This is a genomic window from Sporichthyaceae bacterium, from assembly GCA_036269075.1.
Lineage (GTDB): Bacteria > Actinomycetota > Actinomycetes > Sporichthyales > Sporichthyaceae > DASQPJ01.
Genome location: DATASX010000100.1, coordinates 42231 through 60249 on the forward strand (window position 1 = coordinate 42231; position 18019 = coordinate 60249).

Sequence of the window (18019 nt, forward strand, 5' to 3'; positions counted from 1 at the left end):
CCACTGCGCGAGGAGTGCGTCATGGCTCGAGGAGCCGATGTCCGGGCCCGGATGGTGAGTGCCGGCGAGGAACTGCTCAGCCACCGGGGCTACGGCGTGACCATGCTCGACGTCGTCGAGCGGGCCGATGCCCCACGCGGCTCGATCTACTACCACTTCCCCAAGGGCAAGCTGGAGCTGGCGCTGGAGGTGGCCGCCAAGGTCACCCGGGAGCTGCCCGAGCTGGTCGCGCACATCGCGGCGCGCAAGCCGGACGCGACCGCTTTCCTGCAGCGCCTGGTCGAGCACCACCGCAAGCGCCTGGTGAATTCCGGCTACGAGCTCGGCTGCCCGTTGATGGGCATCATCGCCACCGGCGAGGCCGAGACGACCGAGCTGGCCGCCGCGGTCGAGAACGCCTTCAACGTGTGGACTTCCTCGATCGCCGACGCCCTGGTGGAGAAGAACTTCAACGCGCCGCAGGCGGCCCACCTCGCGACGCTCGTGGTCACCGGCATCGAGGGCTGCATCATGGTCTCGCGAGGCCAGCAGTCACCGGCCCCCTTCGTCGAGTTCAGCCGGTCGATCCCGATGCTCGTGGCAGGCGCGCTCGCCGGCCTGGTGGCCTGACCCGACGGTTGCCACCTGCGCGGCTGCGGCCCGCCGGTAAGTTCCGGCACCAAGCGCCCTGCGCGGGGCGGGCATCGTCGAGGAGGACGAACGTGAGTCGGTACTCCAGGTTCAGCGAGTTGCGCGTCGACGGCCCGGACGACTCCGGTGTCGCCGAAGTCGTGCTCAGCTCCGGGAAGCTGAACGCGGTGAGCGAGGCCGCGCACGGCCAACTCGCGGAGATCTGGCGGGAGCTGGACGCCGACGACTCGGTCCGCGCGGTTCTGCTCCGCGGCGAGGGCCGTGGGTTCTCCGCCGGCGGCTCGTTCGAGATGATCGAGAAGATCATGGCCGACTGGGCCACGCGCGCGAGGACGCTGCGCGAGGCGCGGGACCTCGTCTACAACATCATCGACTTCACCAAGCCGGTCGTCTCGGCGATGCACGGCCCGGCGGTGGGCGCGGGCCTGGTGGCCGGTGTGCTGGCCGACGTCTCGATCGTCGCCCGCACCGCGAAGATCATCGACGGCCACACCCGGCTCGGGGTCGCGGCCGGCGACCATGCCGCGGTCTGCTGGCCGCTGCTGTGCGGGATGGCGAAGGCCAAGTACTACCTGATGACGTGTCGGCCTCTCAGCGGTGAGGAGGCCGAGCGGATCGGCCTGGTCTCGATGTGCGTCGCCGACGAGGACCTGCTGACCACCGCCCGCGAGGTGGCCCACGAACTCGCCGCCGGCGCCCCGACCGCGCTGCGCTGGACGAAGCAATCGCTGAACGCCTGGTACCGCCAGTTGGCCGGGTCCATCTTCGACAGCTCGCTGGCCCTGGAGTTCCTCGGGTTCACCGGGCCGGAGGTTGCCGAGGGGCTGGCTTCGCACAAGGAGAAGCGCCCCCCGCGCTTCGTCTGAACCGTCCCGGGTTACGGGTACGCTCAAAGCCCCCGGCGTCGGGCCGGATCGAGGGCTGTTCGAAGGTGGCCGACATGGACGTGCCCGCGGTTTTCTCGGGTGCTCGCGACACCCGTGTGCTTCCCGTCGGTGAGGTGCTCTTCCACGAGGGCGAGCTGGGCGAGCACATGTACGGCGTGATCGCCGGCGAGATCGGCCTGTACAAGGGCGGCCACCGCGTCGGCGTAGTCGGTCCGGGCGAGGTGCTCGGCGAGATGGCGCTGGTGGACCGGTCGCCGCGCAGCCTGACGGCGAAGGCAGACGCCCAGACCACGGTCGCGGCGATGGACCGCGACACGTTCCTGTACCTCGTCAGCCACACGCCGAACCTGGCGCTGCAGGTCATGTCGGTGCTGGCCCGCCGGCTTCGGGACCGCGACGCGGCGCACGCCGGTGACCAGGGGTAGTACACCGGCCTCGCCGCGAGGCTGGTGAGCGCGGCCGTGCCGGGCGAGGACCGGCAGTTCGACCCCTACGTGCCACGCGGGGTCCTGATGCAGCTCGCCGCCGAACCGTTCTCCCGGGTCCGCGAGGTCGACGGCTCGATGCTGTTCGCCGACCTGTCCGGGTTCACCCGCCTGTCCGAGCGCCTGCAACGCCGGGGCGCGGAGGGCGCCGAACTGCTGGTCGGGACGATCAACCGGGTTTTCGAGCAGCTGCTGCGCGTCGCCTACGACAACGGCGGCAGCCTGATCAAGTTCGGCGGCGACGCGCTGCTGCTGTTCTTCGAGGGCGACCGGCATCCGGAGCGCGCCGGCCACGCCGCGTTCCGGATGCGGCAGCGGCTGCGGGCACTGGTCCCGATGGACGTTGCCGGGGTCGCCGTCCGGCTGCGGATGACGGTCGGGGTCCACTCCGGGGCCTACCAGTTCTTCCTGGTTGGGGAATCGCACCTGGAGCCGCTGGTGGTGGGCAGCGGAGCCACGGGCATCGTGCGGACCGAGGCGTTGGCCGACAACGGGCAGATCGTGGTGAGTGCGAGCACGGCGGCACGGTTGCCGAAGCGGGTGCTCGGGCCGGCCGTGGCGGACTGCTTCCTGCTGCGGGCCGATCCGCTCACGGCCGACCTGGCCCTGGCCGGACCGATGGTGTTGCCGCCGACGGAGGCGGTCCGCCGGGCACTGTCGACCGCGGTCCGCGCGCACATCGCCGACGGTGGGTCCGCGCCCGAGCACCGCCGCGCCGCCGTCGCGTTCCTGCACTTCCGCGGGACCGACGCGATCCTGGAGCAGGACGGCGTCGAGGCGCTCGCCGATGCGCTGCACGAGCTGGTCGCGCGCGCCCAACGAGCGGTCGATTCTTGGGGGGTCTGCTTCCTGGACTCCGACGTCGACGCCGACGGCGGCAAGCTGCTGTTCACCGCGGGGGCCCCACGGGTCGTCGGTGACGACGAGGAACGGCTCCTGCTGACGCTACGTCAGATCATGGACTCGCCGGGGCGATTGCCGATCCGGGTCGGGGTGAATCGCGGCCCGGTCTTCACCGGCGAGATCGGGCCCAGCTATCGCCGGTCCTACGTGGTCATGGGCGACACGACCAACCTCGCCGCCCGGCTGATGGGCAAGGCCCAGGTCGGCCAGGTGCTGGCCAGTCGTTCCGTGCTCGACCGATGTGCGGCGCGCTTCGCGGTCGAACCGCTGGAACCGTTCCTGGTCAAGGGAAAGATCCGGCCGGTCGAGGCGTTCGCGGTCGGCGCGCCGATCCGTTCGGCCACCCCGGCCCCAGCGGCGGCGGGCCCGGCCCTGGTCGGGCGGGTCGCGGAGTCGGCGACGTTGCGATCCGCGTTGGCCGACGCGGTCGCCGGTCGCGGTGGCTTGGTCGAGGTCGTCGGCGACGCGGGCGTCGGTAAGACCCGCCTGCTCGAGGAGGTGTCCGGCGGCGCGGGCGCCCGCCGGTACTGGGTCGCTTGCGAGGCCGCCGCCTCGGTCGTCCCGTACGGGATGTGGCACAGGCTGTTGCGCGGCCTGCTCGGCTGCACCGCAACCGACTCGGCCGAGGTCGTACTGGATCGGCTGAGTGAACGCTGCGCGCAGGTGGGAGTCACCGATCTGCTGCCGCTGCTCGCGGACGTGGCCGGCCTGGAGGTCGCACCGAACCCGGTGACCACCGCCCTGCTCCCGCAGTTCCGCGCCCTGCGCACCCACGCCGCGGTGCTCCGACTGCTGGAACCCGACCTGCCCCTGCCCAGCCTGCTGCTGATCGACTCGGCCCACTTGATGGACGAGGCATCGGCAGGGCTGCTCGCGGCGCTGCGGGATGCCCTCGGCGCCTCGTGCTGGCTGCTGGTGGTTGCCTCCCGCACGGCCACCGGCCCGGTGGGCGAGCGTCTTATCGAACTTGCGCCGCTGTCCGCCGAGGAGTCCTTGGCCCTGGTCCACGCCCGCACCGCGGAGGCACCGATCCCGGGCCACCTCGTCGCCGAGATGGTGGCCCGCTCCGGCGGTAATCCGCAGTTCCTGCTCGACCTGTCGGCCGCGGCGGGGACCGACCTGCCCGACTCGGTGCAGGCCGCGGTCGTGGCGCAGATCGACGCGCTGCCGCCCGGCGACCGGGCGTTGCTGCGGCGCGCCGCCGTGCTCGGCGCGGCATTCGGCGCCGGCCTGGCCGACGTCGTGCTGGCCGTGCCGGCCGCCGACGAGCGGTGGAGCAGGCTCGCCGGGTTCGTCGCGCCCGGCGGTGACGGTCGGTTCCGGTTCGGCCGGCCCCTGGTCCACGAGGTCGCCTACGCCGGACTGCCGTACGCCGAACGACGCCTGCTGCACGCCGCGGTGGCCCAGGCGCTGGCCGCCGTCCCCGCCGGGTCGACCGACCCGGGTGTGCTGGCCGCCCATCACCGGGCTGCCGGGAACGACGCCGAGGCATTCGGGTTGGCCCTGCAGGCGGCGCGGCGCGCCTTGGCGCGGGCCGCGCCGGGCGACGCGGCGCGACTGTTCCGGGCCACGCTGGACTCCGCCCGGGTGATCCGGCTGCCCCAGCCGGAGCTCGCCGCTGTCTGGGAGGGCCTCGGTGAGGCGCTGCGACTGGCCGGGGAGAGCGGCCCGGCCGACCGGGCCTACCGCGAGGCCCGGCGGGCCGTCGGCGACGACCCGATGCACAGCGCCCGCCTGCTGCACCGGCAGGCCCGGTTGGCGCACCGCTCCGGGCACCCGGCCGCCGGCGTCCGGTGGGCCCGGCGGGGGTTGCGCCTGTTGGCCGAGCACAGCGGGCCGACGGCGGACGCCTGGCGGGCCCGACTGCTGGCCACCGAGGCCGCCGACCGGATGGACCAAGGCCGGCCGGTGGACGCGGTCCGGCTGTGCCGCAAGGCCCTGGCGCTGGCCTGGGACGACGTCGACGAGACCGCGGCCCGGGCCCGGGCGCACGCCGGGTATCTGCTCGACTGGGCGCTGGTGGTGCTCGGCCGCGGCGCGGAGGCTGTGCACTCGCGGGAAGCCTTGGCCATCTACGACCGGCTCGGCGACCTGGAGGAGAAGTCGCGGGTGCTGAACAACCTGGGCATGTTCGCCTACTGGGGCGGCCGGTGGGACGAGGCCGTCGAGCTGTACCGGGAGTGCGGTGCGCTCGGCACCCGGACCGGCGACGCGGAGACCGTGGCCTGCTCCCGCTGCAACGTCGGCGAGGTGCTGTCCGACCAGGGGGAATGGGACGCGGCCGAGGTCGAGTTGGCGGAGGCCTACCGGGTCTGGCGGGCCTCGGGCAACGACGGCGGCGCGGGTTTCGCCCGGATGCTGCTCGGCCGCACCGCGGCGCGGGCCGGCCGGCTGCCCGCCGGGGTTGCGTTGCTGGAGTCCGCTGTCGCCGAACTGGCCGCCCACGGGATGGAGGACGCCAACCTGGCCCGGGGCTACCTGGCAGAGGCGCTGGCCCAGGCCGGTCGCGGCGCCGAGGCCGAGGTGGTCCTCAAGGCCGTCTGGCCCGGGACCGATGTGCCGCCGGGGCCGCTGCTGCTGCGCGCGCGGGCACTGGCCCGGGAGCCCGAGGGCGACGAGGGGGTCCGGATCGGGCTGCTGGCCGCCTTGGAGGCCGCGCGGGCGGCTGGGAACGCCTACGAGGTCGGCGTCTGCCTGGACCTGTTGTGCGCGCTGCCGGTCACGGCCCACACCCGAGGCTGGACGGCCGAGCGGGACGACGTCCTGGCCCGCTTCGGCGTCCGGCGCCTGGCCCCGCCGCCCTGGGCCGCGCACCTCGATCATCGATGATCGCAGCGTTGTTCTCTCATACGCGGGGCGTCGTTCTGCGGGCCTGTCAGAGCCCGATCGGGGCCCCGGGGTCGTCGTCGTGGCCGCCGCGACCCAGCCGATGCATCGAATCGTCCAGGTCGTCGACCGAGACCGCCGGAACGCCCATCCGCAGCAGGGAATCCATCGACTGCGGGTGGCCCGCCGAGGCGATCAGCAGTTGGTCGTGCTGCTCGGCGAGCTCGACGTCCTGCCGGGTGACCGAGACGTCCCAGGCCAGCAGCACCGGGTAGTGGCTGTTCAGCGCGAAATCCTTGTTCCACGAGTGGAACACCAGCCCGAGCCGGTCGGCTCCGGCGTCGGAGAGCCGGCCCAGGTAGTCGGTGCTGTCGGCCAGGTAGGTCATCCGGGGCGAGACGTTCAGCCCGTGGTCGCGGACCATGTCGACGAGGGCCTTGGCCTGCCCGCCGTCGCGCACGACCTTGCAGTGGATGAACACCCGCGCGGTCGCCGAGTGTGCGGCGATGAAGTCCAGTGCCTGGTCGAGGGTGGGCACGTGCTGGAAGCCGTACGCATCGTCGTCGACTGCTCCCGCGTCGCAGCGCCGCAGTTCCTCCGCGCTGGTCCGCTCGATCGCTCCGCTGCAGTCGGTTGTGCGGTTCAGGGTCTCGTCGTGCAGCACGACCGGGACGCCGTCGCTGGTGAAGCGGACGTCGAAAATGATGCCGTCGACGCCGACCGCGATCGAGTGGCGGAATGCCGCGATCGTCGACTCCGGGGTGTCGACCATGCCGCCGCGGTGGGCGATGACCATCGGCCCGCGGTCCGCGGCGCCCGCGCGCGCCGTCGGGCTCAGCAGCAGACCGGCGACGGCGACGATGGCCAGGCCCGCCCGGGACCGACCATGTGAGGAATTCACAAATCGGACCATAACTCTGCGTCGACCAAGGCTGTGTCGACAAGAAGTTACGATTGTCCGGTGAGCGGCGAAACGGCCGAATCGCCTGAGGCCGGGCGTCGACACCGGCCGCGGCGCCGATCGGGGCGGGCCCGGCGGCCCGTCCGGCGCGGTCTTGCGCTGTGGTCGGTCTTGGCGACGCTCGCCGCGGCACTCTCCGCCCTGACCCTGCCGCCCGATGTCCGCGCCGGGGTCCGTCCCGCGAACTCGGCCGAGCATTCCGGCTCCACCGTGGTGGTCAGCGGTGATCGCCGGGGCACGGTGCTCCCGGGCCGCAGCTACGGCCCCGCGATGAGCTCCGACGGCCGCTGGATCGCGTTCGACTCCGACTCCTCGAACCTGGTCTCCGGCGGGCACGGCCAGGTCTACCTGCGCGACATGCGGACCGGGCAGATCGACCTGGTCAGCGCCACCCCGAAGGGCACCGGCGCCGACGGCGAGTCCTACGCGCCGTCGGTCTCCGCCGACGGCCGCTGGGTGGCGTTCGTGTCCGAGGCCGACGACGTCCTGTCCGGCGTCGGTAGCGACAAGGCCCGCCACGTCTACCTGCGGGACCGGGTCGCGCGCAGCACCCGACGCCTGGATCTGGCACCGGACGGCCGGTCGCTGGTCGAGGGCAACAGCCCCGCGATCAGCGCCGACGGCCGGTCGGTGGTCTACACGGCCGGCGTGCCCGAGGTGTCCGACGGCACTGCCGACGACCAGGGCGGGATGTTCGTCTACGACACCCGGACCGGCGGCCGGGAGCGACTCGGGCACGTCGACGGCATGGACCCCGCGATTTCCGGCGACGGCCGCTGGGTGGTGTTCTCCTCCGAGGACCGCGATCTGGTGCCGGGCGACACCAACCGCAAGGCCGACTGCTTCCGCTACGACCGCAAGACCCACCGGGTAGACCTGATCAGCACCGATTCCGCCGGCCACGAGGGCAACGAGGAGAGCACCGGCGCGGCGATCAGCCCGGACGGCAACTCGGTGGTCTTCGTGTCCTCCGCAACGAATCTGACGACCGATCAGATCGCCGCGCGGCAGGCCAAGGCCGGGCAGACCCAGGTCTACCGGCGCGACCTGCGCACCGGACGCGTCCGCCTGGTCAGTACCGACGGTCACGGCCACGGCGGCAACGGCGCCTCCGGCGGGGCCGTGCTCAGCTCCGACGGCCGTTGGGTGATCTACCTGTCGCAGGCCGGCGACCTGCCGGGCTCGGTCGGCGTCAGCTCGGCCGGCGGTTCGGAGCACGTGTTCCGGTGGGACTCGCTGACCGGAGCGACCAGCCTGGTCGACGTCACCCCGAGGGGCCGGGCCGGCAACGGGGTGGCGACCTCGTTCCCTGCGGTCAACGCCGACGGCTCCCTGGTCGCGTTCGGCTCGCGCGCCGCCGACCTGGTGCCCGGTGCCGGGGGCGGCAACGACGCGATCTACGAACGGCGCTGGCCCGGCGGCGGGGCGACCCATCCGGCCGGGACCCCGGGCCGGCCCGCGCCGCTCTACCTGCCCGGCCACGAACCGGCCGTACCGGCCGGCTCGGCCCCGGTCGGCGACGACGTGAGCGCGACCCCGGCCGTCAGCTCCGACGGCCGCTGGGTCGCGTTCGCCTCCCGCGCCACCAACCTCGTCGCGGGGATCGGCAACCACGTCCAGAACGTGTTCGTCACCGATACCAGAACCCACCGCGTCCGGCTGGTCAGCGCGTCCTCGGCCGGGCAGCCGGCCAACGCCGACAGCGCCGACCCGTCGATCAGCGCCGACGGCCGCTGGGTGGTGTTCGACTCGTTCGCCAACAACCTCGTCCCCGGCTCGCGCGGCCGGTCCGGCGAGGTCTACCTGCACGACATGTCCGACGGGACCACCGTGCGGGTCTCGGTGAACCTGAGCGGCGCGGAGCCGGACGGCCAGAGCGGCCTGGCCCGCATCAGCAGCGACGGCCGGTACGTGGCCTTCGAGTCGGTGGCCGGCGACCTGGTACCCGGCCGTCCACCGCGATCGCAGGTCTACGTCTGGGACCGGACGACCAAGCTCACCACGCTGATCAGCTCCGGCTGGTTGGGCGGCCCGGGCGACGCGGGTAGCGGCGACGCCGCGATCTCCACCGACGGCCGCTACGTCGCGTTCGAGTCCGCGGCGGACAACCTCGTGCCGGGCACGACCCCGGGCATCACCGAGGTATACGTCCGCGACCGCGCGCTCAACACCACCACGCTCGTCTCGCGGCACAGCTCGCCGATCGGCGACGACACCAGTTCGCACCCGTCGATCAGCGCGGACGGCCGGTTCGTGGCCTTCGAGTCGATGGCCACGAACCTGCTGGCGCCGGACCTCACCGGGGCCCCGGCCAGCCCGTCCGACCAACCACCGATCGACGGCGACCCGCACGTGCTCTCGCACGTCTACGTCCGCGACCTGACCGCGATGACCACTGTCCAGGTGGACCTGACCGACGCCGGTGCCCCGGCTCGCGGCGACAGCTACCACGCCGCGATCACCGCCGACGGTCGCACGGTGGTCTTCGCCTCCACCGACCCGACGCTGGCGCCGGGAGGCAGGCGGGTGCAGATCGACGTCTACCTGCGGGACCTGGCCGCGCGGACCACCTCGCGCGTCTCCACGGCCGCCGACACCAACCAGGCCGTCGGGGCCAGCCGGACCCCCGAGGTCGACGCCGACGGCGGGCTGGTGGTGTTCGCCTCCGAGGCGTCGGTGGCCGGCCCGGCCGACCCGGACGGCGACATCTACGCCCGGGAGGTCAAAGCCGGCCGGACCAGCCGAGTTACCTGAGCTGTACGGCGGAGCGTAAAAGCTCGACCACGGCGGGCTTATTGAGCTTATTTGCTCATTCGCGCAATCGGTACAATAACGTCCGGTTGTGGGCCGCCCCTTCAGCGAGCCGCATCGGATGCTGACGGAGGGCAGGTGAGCCGCGGGTGAGTTCCGACGAGTCGGAGTCGAATCTGCTGCCGTCCGTTGGGCGCTGGGGTGCGGTGGCCCGTCGGGTGCGGACCCGCCGAGCGGTGATGCTGGTGGTCGCCAGCGTGGTCCTGCCGGGCAGCGCGCAGTTGCTGGCCGGCAACAAGACCGTGGGCCGCGCGGCGCTGCGCGTCTGGGCGCTGCTGCTGGTCGGGCTGCCGTTCGGGATCTGGTGGTCTGGGCGGTCTGGGCTGGTCTCGTTGGCGCTGCACCCGCAGGCCCTGGCCACGATCCAGGTGAGCCTGGTCGTGCTGGGGCTGGGCTGGGCCGCGTTGTTGGTCGACGCCTGGCGGCTGGGGCGGCCGGACCGGCAGAGCGTCGGGACCCGCGTGCTGTCGACCGGGATGGTGCTTTGTCTGTTGGCCGGGGTGGGTACCCCGGTCGCGTACGGCGTCACGCTGGCCGGGGCGCAGCGCGACCTGGTCACCTCGATCTTCCAGCCCGGTGGCGTCGGGCAGCTCTACAAGGGCCGGTTGAACATCGCGATCCTGGGCGGCGAGCCGGTGCGCGAGGGCAGCCACAGCCCCAAGGACTCGGTGGTCAGCTACACCGACCAGAACGCGGTGGCCAGCGTCGACCTGAGCACCGGTCAGACCACGCTGATCTCGATCCCGCGCAACATGCAGTACGCGCAGTTCCCGCCGGAAACACCGATGGGCAAGCAGTTCCCGAACGGCTTCCCGGACTTCTTCTACGGCATCTACCCCTACGGCGCGCAGCACCCGGCGATGTTCCCCGGCTCGAGCAACCCCGGCGCGACCGCCGTCGAGCAGGCGATGGCCCAGTTGCTCGGGATCCCGATCCACTACTACGTGATCCTGAACATCGCGGGCTTCGAGTCGCTGGTCGACTCCGTGGGAGGGCTCACGATCCGGGTCACCGAGCGGTTGCCGATCGGCGGTGGACACCACGCCGGTGCCTGCGACATGCAGGGCGGCGGCTGCCAACAGTTGGCGCACAACAAGATCCTCGGCTGGATCAACCCGGGCCTGCAGCACATGGACGGCTACACCGCGCTCTGGTATGCCCGGTCCCGGGAGGGCACCAGCGACTACGACCGGATGCTGCGCGAGCGATGCGTGCTCAACGGGATGCTCAAGGAGATGGATCCGCTCACGGTGCTGACGCACTTCCGGTCGCTCGTGACGTCGGCGAAGTACGCGATCAAGACCGACCTGACCACCGGCGCGCTGTCGGCGTTGGTGAAGGTGGCACCGAAGACCAAGAAGTCCGACGTGACGAGCGTGCTGATGAATCCGCCGCTGATCGCCGCCGTGGCGCCGGACGTCGCGGTGGCCCGCGACAGCGTCCAGGGCGCGATCACGGCGTCGTCCGCCCCGCCGACCTTCGCCGCGGCCTCCACCAAGCCCGGTGCCAAGCCGAAGAAGAAGTCCACCGCGCGCGACGCGGCTCATCCGGCGGCCGCGGTCGGTGGATCGCCGGTGCCGCTGAGCCAGGTCTGTTCGTATTCCTGACGGCGCGTCGCCGCCGTCGCGGCAGCCCCGGGGGCAATGCTTGCGTGAGCGAGCAAACGTCGGGGGATGGTGGTCTTGGGTCGGTGGCAGGTCCTCGGGCTGTCGACGGCGTCGGTAGCGGCGGCCGTCGCCGTCGGTGTGGCCGCGCCCACCCCGGTGGCGCACCGGGCTTCCGTCAAGTTCCAGGCGACTGCGGTCGCCTACCCGACGACCACCCCACCCCCGCCGCCGGTGAACCAGGCGGGGATGCAGGTGGTGGCGCTCGGCGACTCCGTGTTGTCGGCCCGCCGGTGCGGCTGCTCGGGCGCGCTGACCGAGTACAGCCGCCTGCTCGATGCCCGCACGCACCACCCGGCACTGATGGTGAACGCCGCCGACGGACCGGCGACCAGTAGCAGCGTGCTCGACCAACTGACGAACTGGGCGACGCTGGGCGCCGACATCCGTACCGCCGACATGGTCGTGCTGATGGTCGGCGCCAACGACTTCGACGACGCGTTCGTCGCCGTCACCCGCGGGGCGGACCCGTCGAGCACCTACCGACCGGTCGCTGATCGGCTCCAGCGCAACGTGGTGGAGATCGTGCAACGGGTCCGGTCGTTGCGCGGCGCGCAGATCCCGGTTCAGGTGCTCGGATACTGGAACGACTTCCGGGACGGCAAGGTCGCCGCCAGTCAGTACTCGGCGGCCAAGCGCGCGGCGGCCGCCACGGCCACGGCGGCCACCAACGCGGCCCTGCAGGGCGCGGCCGCGACCGTCGGAGCCACGTTCGTCCCGCTGGTGGCCGCGTTCACCTCCCAGCGCGGCGACCCGACCTCGTTCCTCGAGGACGACGGCAACCATCCCGACGAGGCCGGCAACGAACTGATCGCCGCCGCCCTGTTCCACGCCTGGATGGCCACCCCGGCAGCGCGGTGGCCGGCCGCCTGACGAGGCGCCCCTGGGCCCACTCTCATACGTGGACCGTCATCCGGGGCCGGAAATCGGCCCCCGGCACGACGCCTCGCGTATGAGAGTCGTCATTTCAATCATCGATGATTGAAATTTTCGTCCGAGCCCATCGCCTTGGCGTCGCCCTGCACCGAGTAGCCGGCGTGCTGCTCGGTGTTGGAGTCGCTGTCGGTCGGGTCGTCGTGCGCGATGACCGCGACCACCTGTGGATACGAGCGGTAGCGCGCGAGGGTTGCCGCGTCCGGCTTCCAGGTCGACCCGGAGTGCGAGGTGACCAGGACGCGATTGTGCTTCGGGTCGATGCCGACCAGGCTGACGTACCAGCCGTCGACGGTCGGCGGGGTGCCCCCGCCGCCGAGTGCGGAGGTCGGGTCGTTCGGGTCGGCCTTGGCTGCGTTGACCTTGTCGTTGCCGGTGAACGCGAACTGCAGCGCCGAGCCCGTTGCCAGCTGCAGGTAGTCGGCGCCGTTCGGGGCCGTTCCATCGGCGCCGACCGCTGCCGGATTGGCCAGGTTGAGCGTCGCGTCGAGGTCCTTCGCGGTGACCAGCGACCGGTCGATGCCCGTCACCTTGCCGTGCTTGGCGTAATGGTCGACCAGGTTCATCAGCTGGAACTGGTGGAGCAGGTCGCCGACCTTGGTCCCGGGGGCGAACTTGTCCAGCTGGGTCTGCACATCGGCCAGGCCGACGTCCGTGCCGTCGCGGTGCAGCGCCGACATGAACGGCAGCCCGAAGCGGTCGAAGCAGTAGAGCATGAACGACCAGGCGTTCCCGTAGTTCGCCAAAATCGGGTCGCTCGCACCCTGGTCGCCCCACAGGGTCAGTGACTCGGCCGGGCCGCCGCAGGCGCGCGGGTTCGGGTTCGACGGGCCCTTCACCGGGCCGTAGCCCTGGAAGCAGAGCAGTTGCGGCTGGGCGTTGGTCTGCGTGATGCCGCGTCGGGTGTCGGTGTAGCCGTCGAGGGCCTCGGCGAACATCGACAGGCCCTCGTTGACCCAGGTCGCCTGGTTCGGGTTCTGGTAGTGCTCGAGCAGGTGCTGCCACTCGTGGCCGAACACGGACTCGTAAGTGAACGGGTGCGCCGGGCGCGAGCGGCACAGGTCGGCCGAGGGATTGTCCGACGGGTTGGCGCCGGTCCGGTGCACCCAGTCGTACGCGTCGACGGTGATCACGTTGCGGTCGGTGATCTGGTTGAACACCGGGGCGAAGAAGCCCGCGATGTAGGTCTGGTTCTTCGGGAAGTCGTAGAAGTTCGGCTGGCGGACGTTGTCGATCAGCGCGACGGTGTGGTCGCCGTCGCCGGAGAAGTCGAGCCCGGCCGCAGCCAGGCCGGGGATCGTGGCGGAGCCGTTGTGGTCCGGCGGCGTGGAGAACGCCGCGGTCTCCTTCGGGTACATGTTGTTGTCGAACTCGTCGACGAGGTGCTTGATCTGCGGTTCGGTCACGTCGGTGGTGCCGGGGACGTCGCGGTCGCGGCAGTCGCCGGCCGGGAAGTGGGTGCCGCAGGAGACGGCGTCGCAACCCGAGGCCACCCACACCTCGACGTGCTTGCCGACCGCGTGCAGGGTGTACGGCTTCAGGTAGATGCCCGGCGGGATCCCGTGCGCGACGTCGATCGCCGGCCACAGCAGGGTCGTGCCCACCGGCGGGGTCTTGTCGCCGGACAGCTCCGGCCGCGCGGCCGCGCGCAGCTTCGCCAGGCCCGCCGAGTCCAACGTGCCGGTGCCGAGCATCGCGGCCAACTGCGGCGAGAGCCGGTAGGTCCCGTTCTCCGGAAGGCTCGTGATGTCGCTGCCGGTCGACGGCGGGGCCGGCGTGCCGCCCGGGGCGGCGTCGACCGCGCGTGCCCCACCGACGAAACCCCCAGTGGTCAGTGCGACCGCGAGCACGAACACCCCGGCCGGCTTGCTCAACCTCATCCGTCCACCCCATCCACGACCGACACCCGCGCCATCGGTTGAAGCTTGTCAAACAAGCATGGGCAAACCGGCCAGTTCCACAACATCGATACCCAAATGGGCCTGGATCGGGTATCGCCCGGACGTCGATGAACAGTCGGCAAACGAAATTTGGTCACTGGCGCGGTCACCTCGGCGCCGGTGTTGCTGGAGCGGTTGGTGGCTCGGATCGAGCAGGAACCCGGCATCGCCTCGGTGGGGTGGCAGGGCGACGTCCTGCCGGGACAGACGCAGCGAGACACCGCGCCGCGGTGAGCGGGCTCAGACCGGTGTGGTGAACCGCGGCCGGCGCGGGGGCCGCGGCCGGTTCGGGTCCGGCGCGAGCGTGCCGTCGGGGGCGATGTGTTCGAGCATCTGGGCGATGACCCCGAGCACGTGCGGGTCGTCGACCCGGTACAGCTGCCGGCGCACCTCGCGCCGGGCGCTGACCACTCCGGCCGCGCGCAGCTTGGCCAACTGCTGGCTGGTGGCCGGGATGGTCGCCCCGGTGGCCTCGGCCAGCGTGGTGACGTCGAGTTCGGTGTCGGCAAGCAGGCAAACCAGGTGAAGGCGGCCCGGGACCGAGAGCAGACCGAAGGTCAGGGCGGCGGCCTCCAGTTGGGCCGGGGTGACCTTGCGCAGGACGTCAGACATGGTGGGGCCATTCTTGCTCAAGCGACGCGGCAACAGGGCGTGGCCTCGCACTGAATGAGAAAGACATCGTGGCCGAAACTGTGCCGCCAATTCTTCGTTGACGCAAATGATTGAATGGCCAACCCGGTTGCGCCGCTGTGCGGCGCGGTCGGGACGGGGATTCGGGAGCGATGGTTTCGCAGGTGGACGACGCCCAGCGGGGGCGGCCGTGACGTTGCTGCGGCCGTACTCGACCGACGGCGCGCTGCAGACCGGCCGCACGAAGTGGCTGGCCGACGTCCTCGTGCTGATCGGCGCCGCGGTGCTGTTCTGGGCGCTGGTGCGGCTCTCGCACGGTGTGAGTCGCCCGTTCGACCTGGTGAATGCGCCCTCGACGGTGTCCACCGACCCGCGACTGCTGCCCTACTACGCAGCCCGGTCGCTGCTGCGCATGTTCGTGGCGCTGTTCGCCTCGACCATGTTCGCGTTCGCCTACGCGACCGCGGCGGCCCGGGTGCGGCGCGCCGGGGTCGTGCTGCTGCCGATCCTCGACGTGCTCCAGTCGGTCCCGGTGCTGGGCTTCCTGTCGGTGACCCTGTCGATGTGGCTGACGCTGTTCCCGCACACGTTCCTCGGCGTCGAGTGTGCCTCGGTGTTCGCGATCTTCACCAGCCAGGCCTGGAACATGACGTTCGCGTTCTACCAGTCGCTGGTGACCCAGCCGCGCGAGCTGGACGAGGCGGCGCGGATGCTGCGGCTGACCAAGTGGCAGCGGTTCTGGAAGCTCGACGTCCCCAACGGGTTGATCTCGCTGGTCTGGAACGGGATGATGAGCTTCGGCGGCGGCTGGTTCTTCCTGGTCGCCTCGGAGGTCATCAGCGTCAACCGGCACACCTACGCGCTGCCGGGCATCGGCGCCTACGTCGCGGCCTGCTCGGAGAACCAGCAGGTGGCTCGGATGCTCCTGGCGATCGCCACGATGATCGTCCTGGTCCTCGGCGTGAACGTGCTGTTCTGGAGGCCGCTGACTGCCTGGTCCGAGCGGTTCCGCGTCGAGCAGGCCGCGGCCACCGAGGCCCCGCGCAGCATCGTCCTCGACGTCCTGCGACGCTCCGCGGCACCTGCCGCGGTCGGCCGGGCCACGCGCCCGGTCGGTCGATTCCTGGACCGGGCGACCCGGCCGTTCGGCGTGGCCGAGTACCCCCTGCGGGTCGACCTGGGGCGGCAACGGATGGGCGACACGGCGTTCGCGGCGGTGCTCAGCGCCCTGCTCGGCCTGGGCCTGTGGCGGATGCTGGTCTACGTCGACCACGGGACCGGGCTGGCAGAGTTCGGGCACGCGTTCGCGCTGGGGTTGGCCACGTTCGCGCGGGTCATCGTGCTGGTCGTCGTGGCCACGCTCGTCTGGGTGCCGATCGGGGTGTGGATCGGCATGAACCCGCGAGTCTCCCGGTTCGCGCAGCCGGTGGTGCAGGTGCTGGCGAGCTTCCCGACCAACTTCCTGTTCCCGTTGGTCACGCTGCTGCTGATCCACACCGGCCTGAGCCTGGACGTCGGCGGAATCGTGCTCATGGCACTCGGTGCGCAGTGGTACATCCTGTTCAACGTGATCGCCGGGGCCAGCGCGATCCCGACCGACCTGCGGGAGGCGGCGGCCAACCTCGGGCTGCGGCGCGTGCAGTGCTGGCGGGCGCTGATCGGGCCGGCGATCTTCTCCGCCTGGGTGACCGGCGGGGTCACCGCCGCCGGTGGCGCGTGGAACGCGTCGATCGTGGCCGAAGTGGTCTCCTACGGGCACCACTCGCTGGTCGCCACCGGGTTGGGTGCCTATATCGCGCAGTCCACCACCGAGGGCAACTTCCCGCGCACGCTGGTCGGCGTGACCGTGATGAGCGTCTACGTCGTCGGGCTGAACCGATTCCTCTGGCGCAGGCTGTACCGGCTGGCCGAAAATCGCTACTCGTTGCAACAGGCATGAGAACGGGACACGACGCGGGACGGGGTGACCGCCGATGACTGTGCCCACGGTGACGGCGGTCGGGACCACGGCGATCGTCGAGGTGGACAACGTCTCGAAGTCGTTCCCGGGCGCGCGCGGCACGATGCACGCGGTGCTCGACCGGGTCAACTTCACGTTGCACGAGGGCGAGATCGTCGCGCTGCTCGGCAAGTCCGGGTCGGGCAAGTCGACGCTGCTGCGTTCGATCGCTGGGCTGATCGCGCCGACCAGCGGGGCCGTGCGCTACCGCGGCCGGCTGATCAACGGGGCCAACCCGGGCGTGGGGATGGTGTTCCAGTCGTTCGCGCTGATGCCGTGGTTGACCGTGCAGGCCAACGTGGAGCTGGGACTGCAGGCCCGCGGCGTGTCCGAGACCGAACGCGAGGCCCGGGCGTTGGAGGCCATCCACGTCATCGGGCTGGACGGGTTCGAGGGCGCCTACCCGAAGGAGCTGTCCGGTGGGATGCGGCAACGCGTCGGGTTCGCCCGGGCGCTGGTGCTGCGCCCGGACGCCTTGCTGATGGACGAGCCGTTCTCGTCGCTGGACGTGTTGACCGCGGAGAACCTGCGGACCGAGTTGATGACACTTTGGGAGCAGCCGGACTTCCCGACCAAGGCGATCGTCGTGGTCACCCACAACATCGAGGAAGCCGTGCTGCTGGCCGATCGTGTGCTCGTGCTCGGGTCGAACCCGGGGCGGATCCGTGCGGAGATCCCGGTGCACCTGTCGCGCCCGCGCGACCGTCGTTCGCCGGTCTTCGGTGCCCTGGTCGACCAGCTCTACGCGATCCTGACCGGCCGCGACGAGAACCCGGCCGTGCCTAACCCGCAGCCCGGCCCGCTGACCCATCCGCTGCCCCGGGTCACCGTGGGCGGGCTGGCCGGTCTGGTCGAGATCGTGTACTCGCACAACGGGCAGACCGACCTGCCCGACCTGGCCGACGAGCTGTCTTTCGAGGTCGACGACCTGCTGCCGATCGTCGACGCCGCGGTGATGCTCGGCCTCCTGGAGGTCGAAGGCGCCCAGGCGTTCCTGACCGAGATGGGTCGGCGCTGGTACACCGCCGACATCCAGACCAGCAAGCAGATCTTCGCCGCACTGGCCGGCGCCCGCGCGCCGCTGGTCCGCACGATCGTCAAGGCCTTGGAGAACAGCGACAACGGCACCCTGCGCGAGGACTTCTTCCGCGACCTGCTGCGCCGTGGCTTCACCACCGCGGACACCGAGGCCCAACTCGACATCGCCATCGACTGGGGCCGCTACGGCGAGCTGTTCGACTACGACGCCGACAGCCGCGAGCTCGTCCTGTCCGAGGTCGCCGCGGCGCTCAACGCGGAACTGGACGGCTGAGCCCCCACGAGCCTCCATCTTCTGGCGTGGCGGGGGCC

The 18019-nt window shown here is 71.5% G+C and carries 13 protein-coding genes; 10 read left to right on the forward strand and 3 right to left on the reverse strand.

Features of this window, described 5'->3' with window-relative positions; translation table 11 throughout:
* Positions 1-21 precede the first annotated feature (21 nt).
* The 4 genes from VHU88_18610 (at position 22) to VHU88_18625 (ending at position 5734) form a co-directional block, all read left to right on the forward strand.
* Positions 22-609, forward strand: a complete 588-nt coding sequence (locus VHU88_18610; protein ID HEX3613708.1) for a TetR/AcrR family transcriptional regulator — start codon at positions 22-24, stop codon at positions 607-609.
* A 92-nt stretch (positions 610-701) separates the two neighbouring features.
* Positions 702-1496, forward strand: coding sequence for an enoyl-CoA hydratase/isomerase family protein (locus tag VHU88_18615; GenBank protein ID HEX3613709.1), 795 nt, complete (start codon positions 702-704; stop codon positions 1494-1496).
* A gap of 74 nt (positions 1497-1570) precedes the next feature.
* Positions 1571-1942 (forward strand): Crp/Fnr family transcriptional regulator, encoded by a 372-nt coding sequence (locus tag VHU88_18620; GenBank protein ID HEX3613710.1) that lies wholly within the window; start codon positions 1571-1573, stop codon positions 1940-1942.
* A gap of 24 nt (positions 1943-1966) precedes the next feature.
* Positions 1967-5734 (forward strand): adenylate/guanylate cyclase domain-containing protein, encoded by a 3768-nt coding sequence (locus tag VHU88_18625; protein HEX3613711.1) that lies wholly within the window; start codon positions 1967-1969, stop codon positions 5732-5734.
* Between the two features lie 46 nt (positions 5735-5780).
* Here VHU88_18625 and VHU88_18630 read toward each other — a convergent pair whose 3' ends face one another.
* Complete coding sequence (locus VHU88_18630; protein ID HEX3613712.1) at positions 5781-6632, reverse strand: glycerophosphodiester phosphodiesterase family protein; 852 nt, start codon at positions 6630-6632, stop codon at positions 5781-5783.
* 171 nt (positions 6633-6803) lie between these two features.
* Here VHU88_18630 and VHU88_18635 point away from each other — a divergent pair, with 171 nt between their 5' ends.
* From VHU88_18635 to VHU88_18645, 3 genes are all read left to right on the forward strand, one after another.
* Positions 6804-9446: a hypothetical protein gene (locus VHU88_18635; GenBank protein ID HEX3613713.1), complete on the forward strand. Its 2643-nt coding sequence runs from the start codon at positions 6804-6806 to the stop codon at positions 9444-9446.
* 146 nt (positions 9447-9592) lie between these two features.
* Positions 9593-11110: an LCP family protein gene (locus VHU88_18640; protein HEX3613714.1), complete on the forward strand. Its 1518-nt coding sequence runs from the start codon at positions 9593-9595 to the stop codon at positions 11108-11110.
* 66 nt (positions 11111-11176) lie between these two features.
* On the forward strand, positions 11177-12040 hold the full coding sequence (locus tag VHU88_18645; protein HEX3613715.1) for an SGNH/GDSL hydrolase family protein: 864 nt from the start codon (positions 11177-11179) through the stop codon (positions 12038-12040).
* A 98-nt stretch (positions 12041-12138) separates the two neighbouring features.
* On the opposite strand, the gene VHU88_18650 is transcribed toward VHU88_18645, so the two are convergent.
* Positions 12139-13980: a hypothetical protein gene (locus tag VHU88_18650; GenBank protein HEX3613716.1), complete on the reverse strand. Its 1842-nt coding sequence runs from the start codon at positions 13978-13980 to the stop codon at positions 12139-12141.
* 150 nt (positions 13981-14130) lie between these two features.
* Here VHU88_18650 and VHU88_18655 point away from each other — a divergent pair, with 150 nt between their 5' ends.
* Complete coding sequence (locus VHU88_18655; protein ID HEX3613717.1) at positions 14131-14274, forward strand: hypothetical protein; 144 nt, start codon at positions 14131-14133, stop codon at positions 14272-14274.
* A 6-nt stretch (positions 14275-14280) separates the two neighbouring features.
* On the opposite strand, the gene VHU88_18660 is transcribed toward VHU88_18655, so the two are convergent.
* Positions 14281-14652 carry a metalloregulator ArsR/SmtB family transcription factor gene (locus tag VHU88_18660; GenBank protein ID HEX3613718.1) on the reverse strand — a complete coding sequence of 124 codons (372 nt, stop codon included), beginning with the start codon at positions 14650-14652 and terminating at the stop codon, positions 14281-14283.
* 208 nt (positions 14653-14860) lie between these two features.
* On the opposite strand from VHU88_18660, the gene VHU88_18665 reads away from it, so the two are divergent.
* Positions 14861-16609 (forward strand): ABC transporter permease subunit, encoded by a 1749-nt coding sequence (locus tag VHU88_18665; protein HEX3613719.1) that lies wholly within the window; start codon positions 14861-14863, stop codon positions 16607-16609.
* Positions 16610-16643: 34 nt separating this feature from the next.
* A complete protein-coding gene (locus VHU88_18670; GenBank protein HEX3613720.1) occupies positions 16644-17981 on the forward strand; it encodes a nitrate/sulfonate/bicarbonate ABC transporter ATP-binding protein in 1338 nt (445 codons plus the stop codon).
* The last annotated feature ends 38 nt before the right edge of the window (positions 17982-18019 follow it).

Bases quoted from the DNA above. Each gene is read 5' to 3' on its own strand.
- VHU88_18610 (HEX3613708.1), top strand. From the start codon at position 22: ATGGCTCGAGGAGCCGATGTCCGGGCCCGGATGGTGAGTGCCGGCGAG.
- VHU88_18620 (HEX3613710.1), top strand. From the start codon at position 1,571: ATGGACGTGCCCGCGGTTTTCTCGGGTGCTCGCGACACCCGTGTGCTT.
- VHU88_18645 (HEX3613715.1), top strand. From the start codon at position 11,177: ATGGTGGTCTTGGGTCGGTGGCAGGTCCTCGGGCTGTCGACGGCGTCG.
- VHU88_18650 (HEX3613716.1), bottom strand. From the start codon at position 13,980: ATGAGGTTGAGCAAGCCGGCCGGGGTGTTCGTGCTCGCGGTCGCACTG.
- VHU88_18660 (HEX3613718.1), bottom strand. From the start codon at position 14,652: ATGTCTGACGTCCTGCGCAAGGTCACCCCGGCCCAACTGGAGGCCGCC.
- VHU88_18670 (HEX3613720.1), top strand. From the start codon at position 16,644: ATGACTGTGCCCACGGTGACGGCGGTCGGGACCACGGCGATCGTCGAG.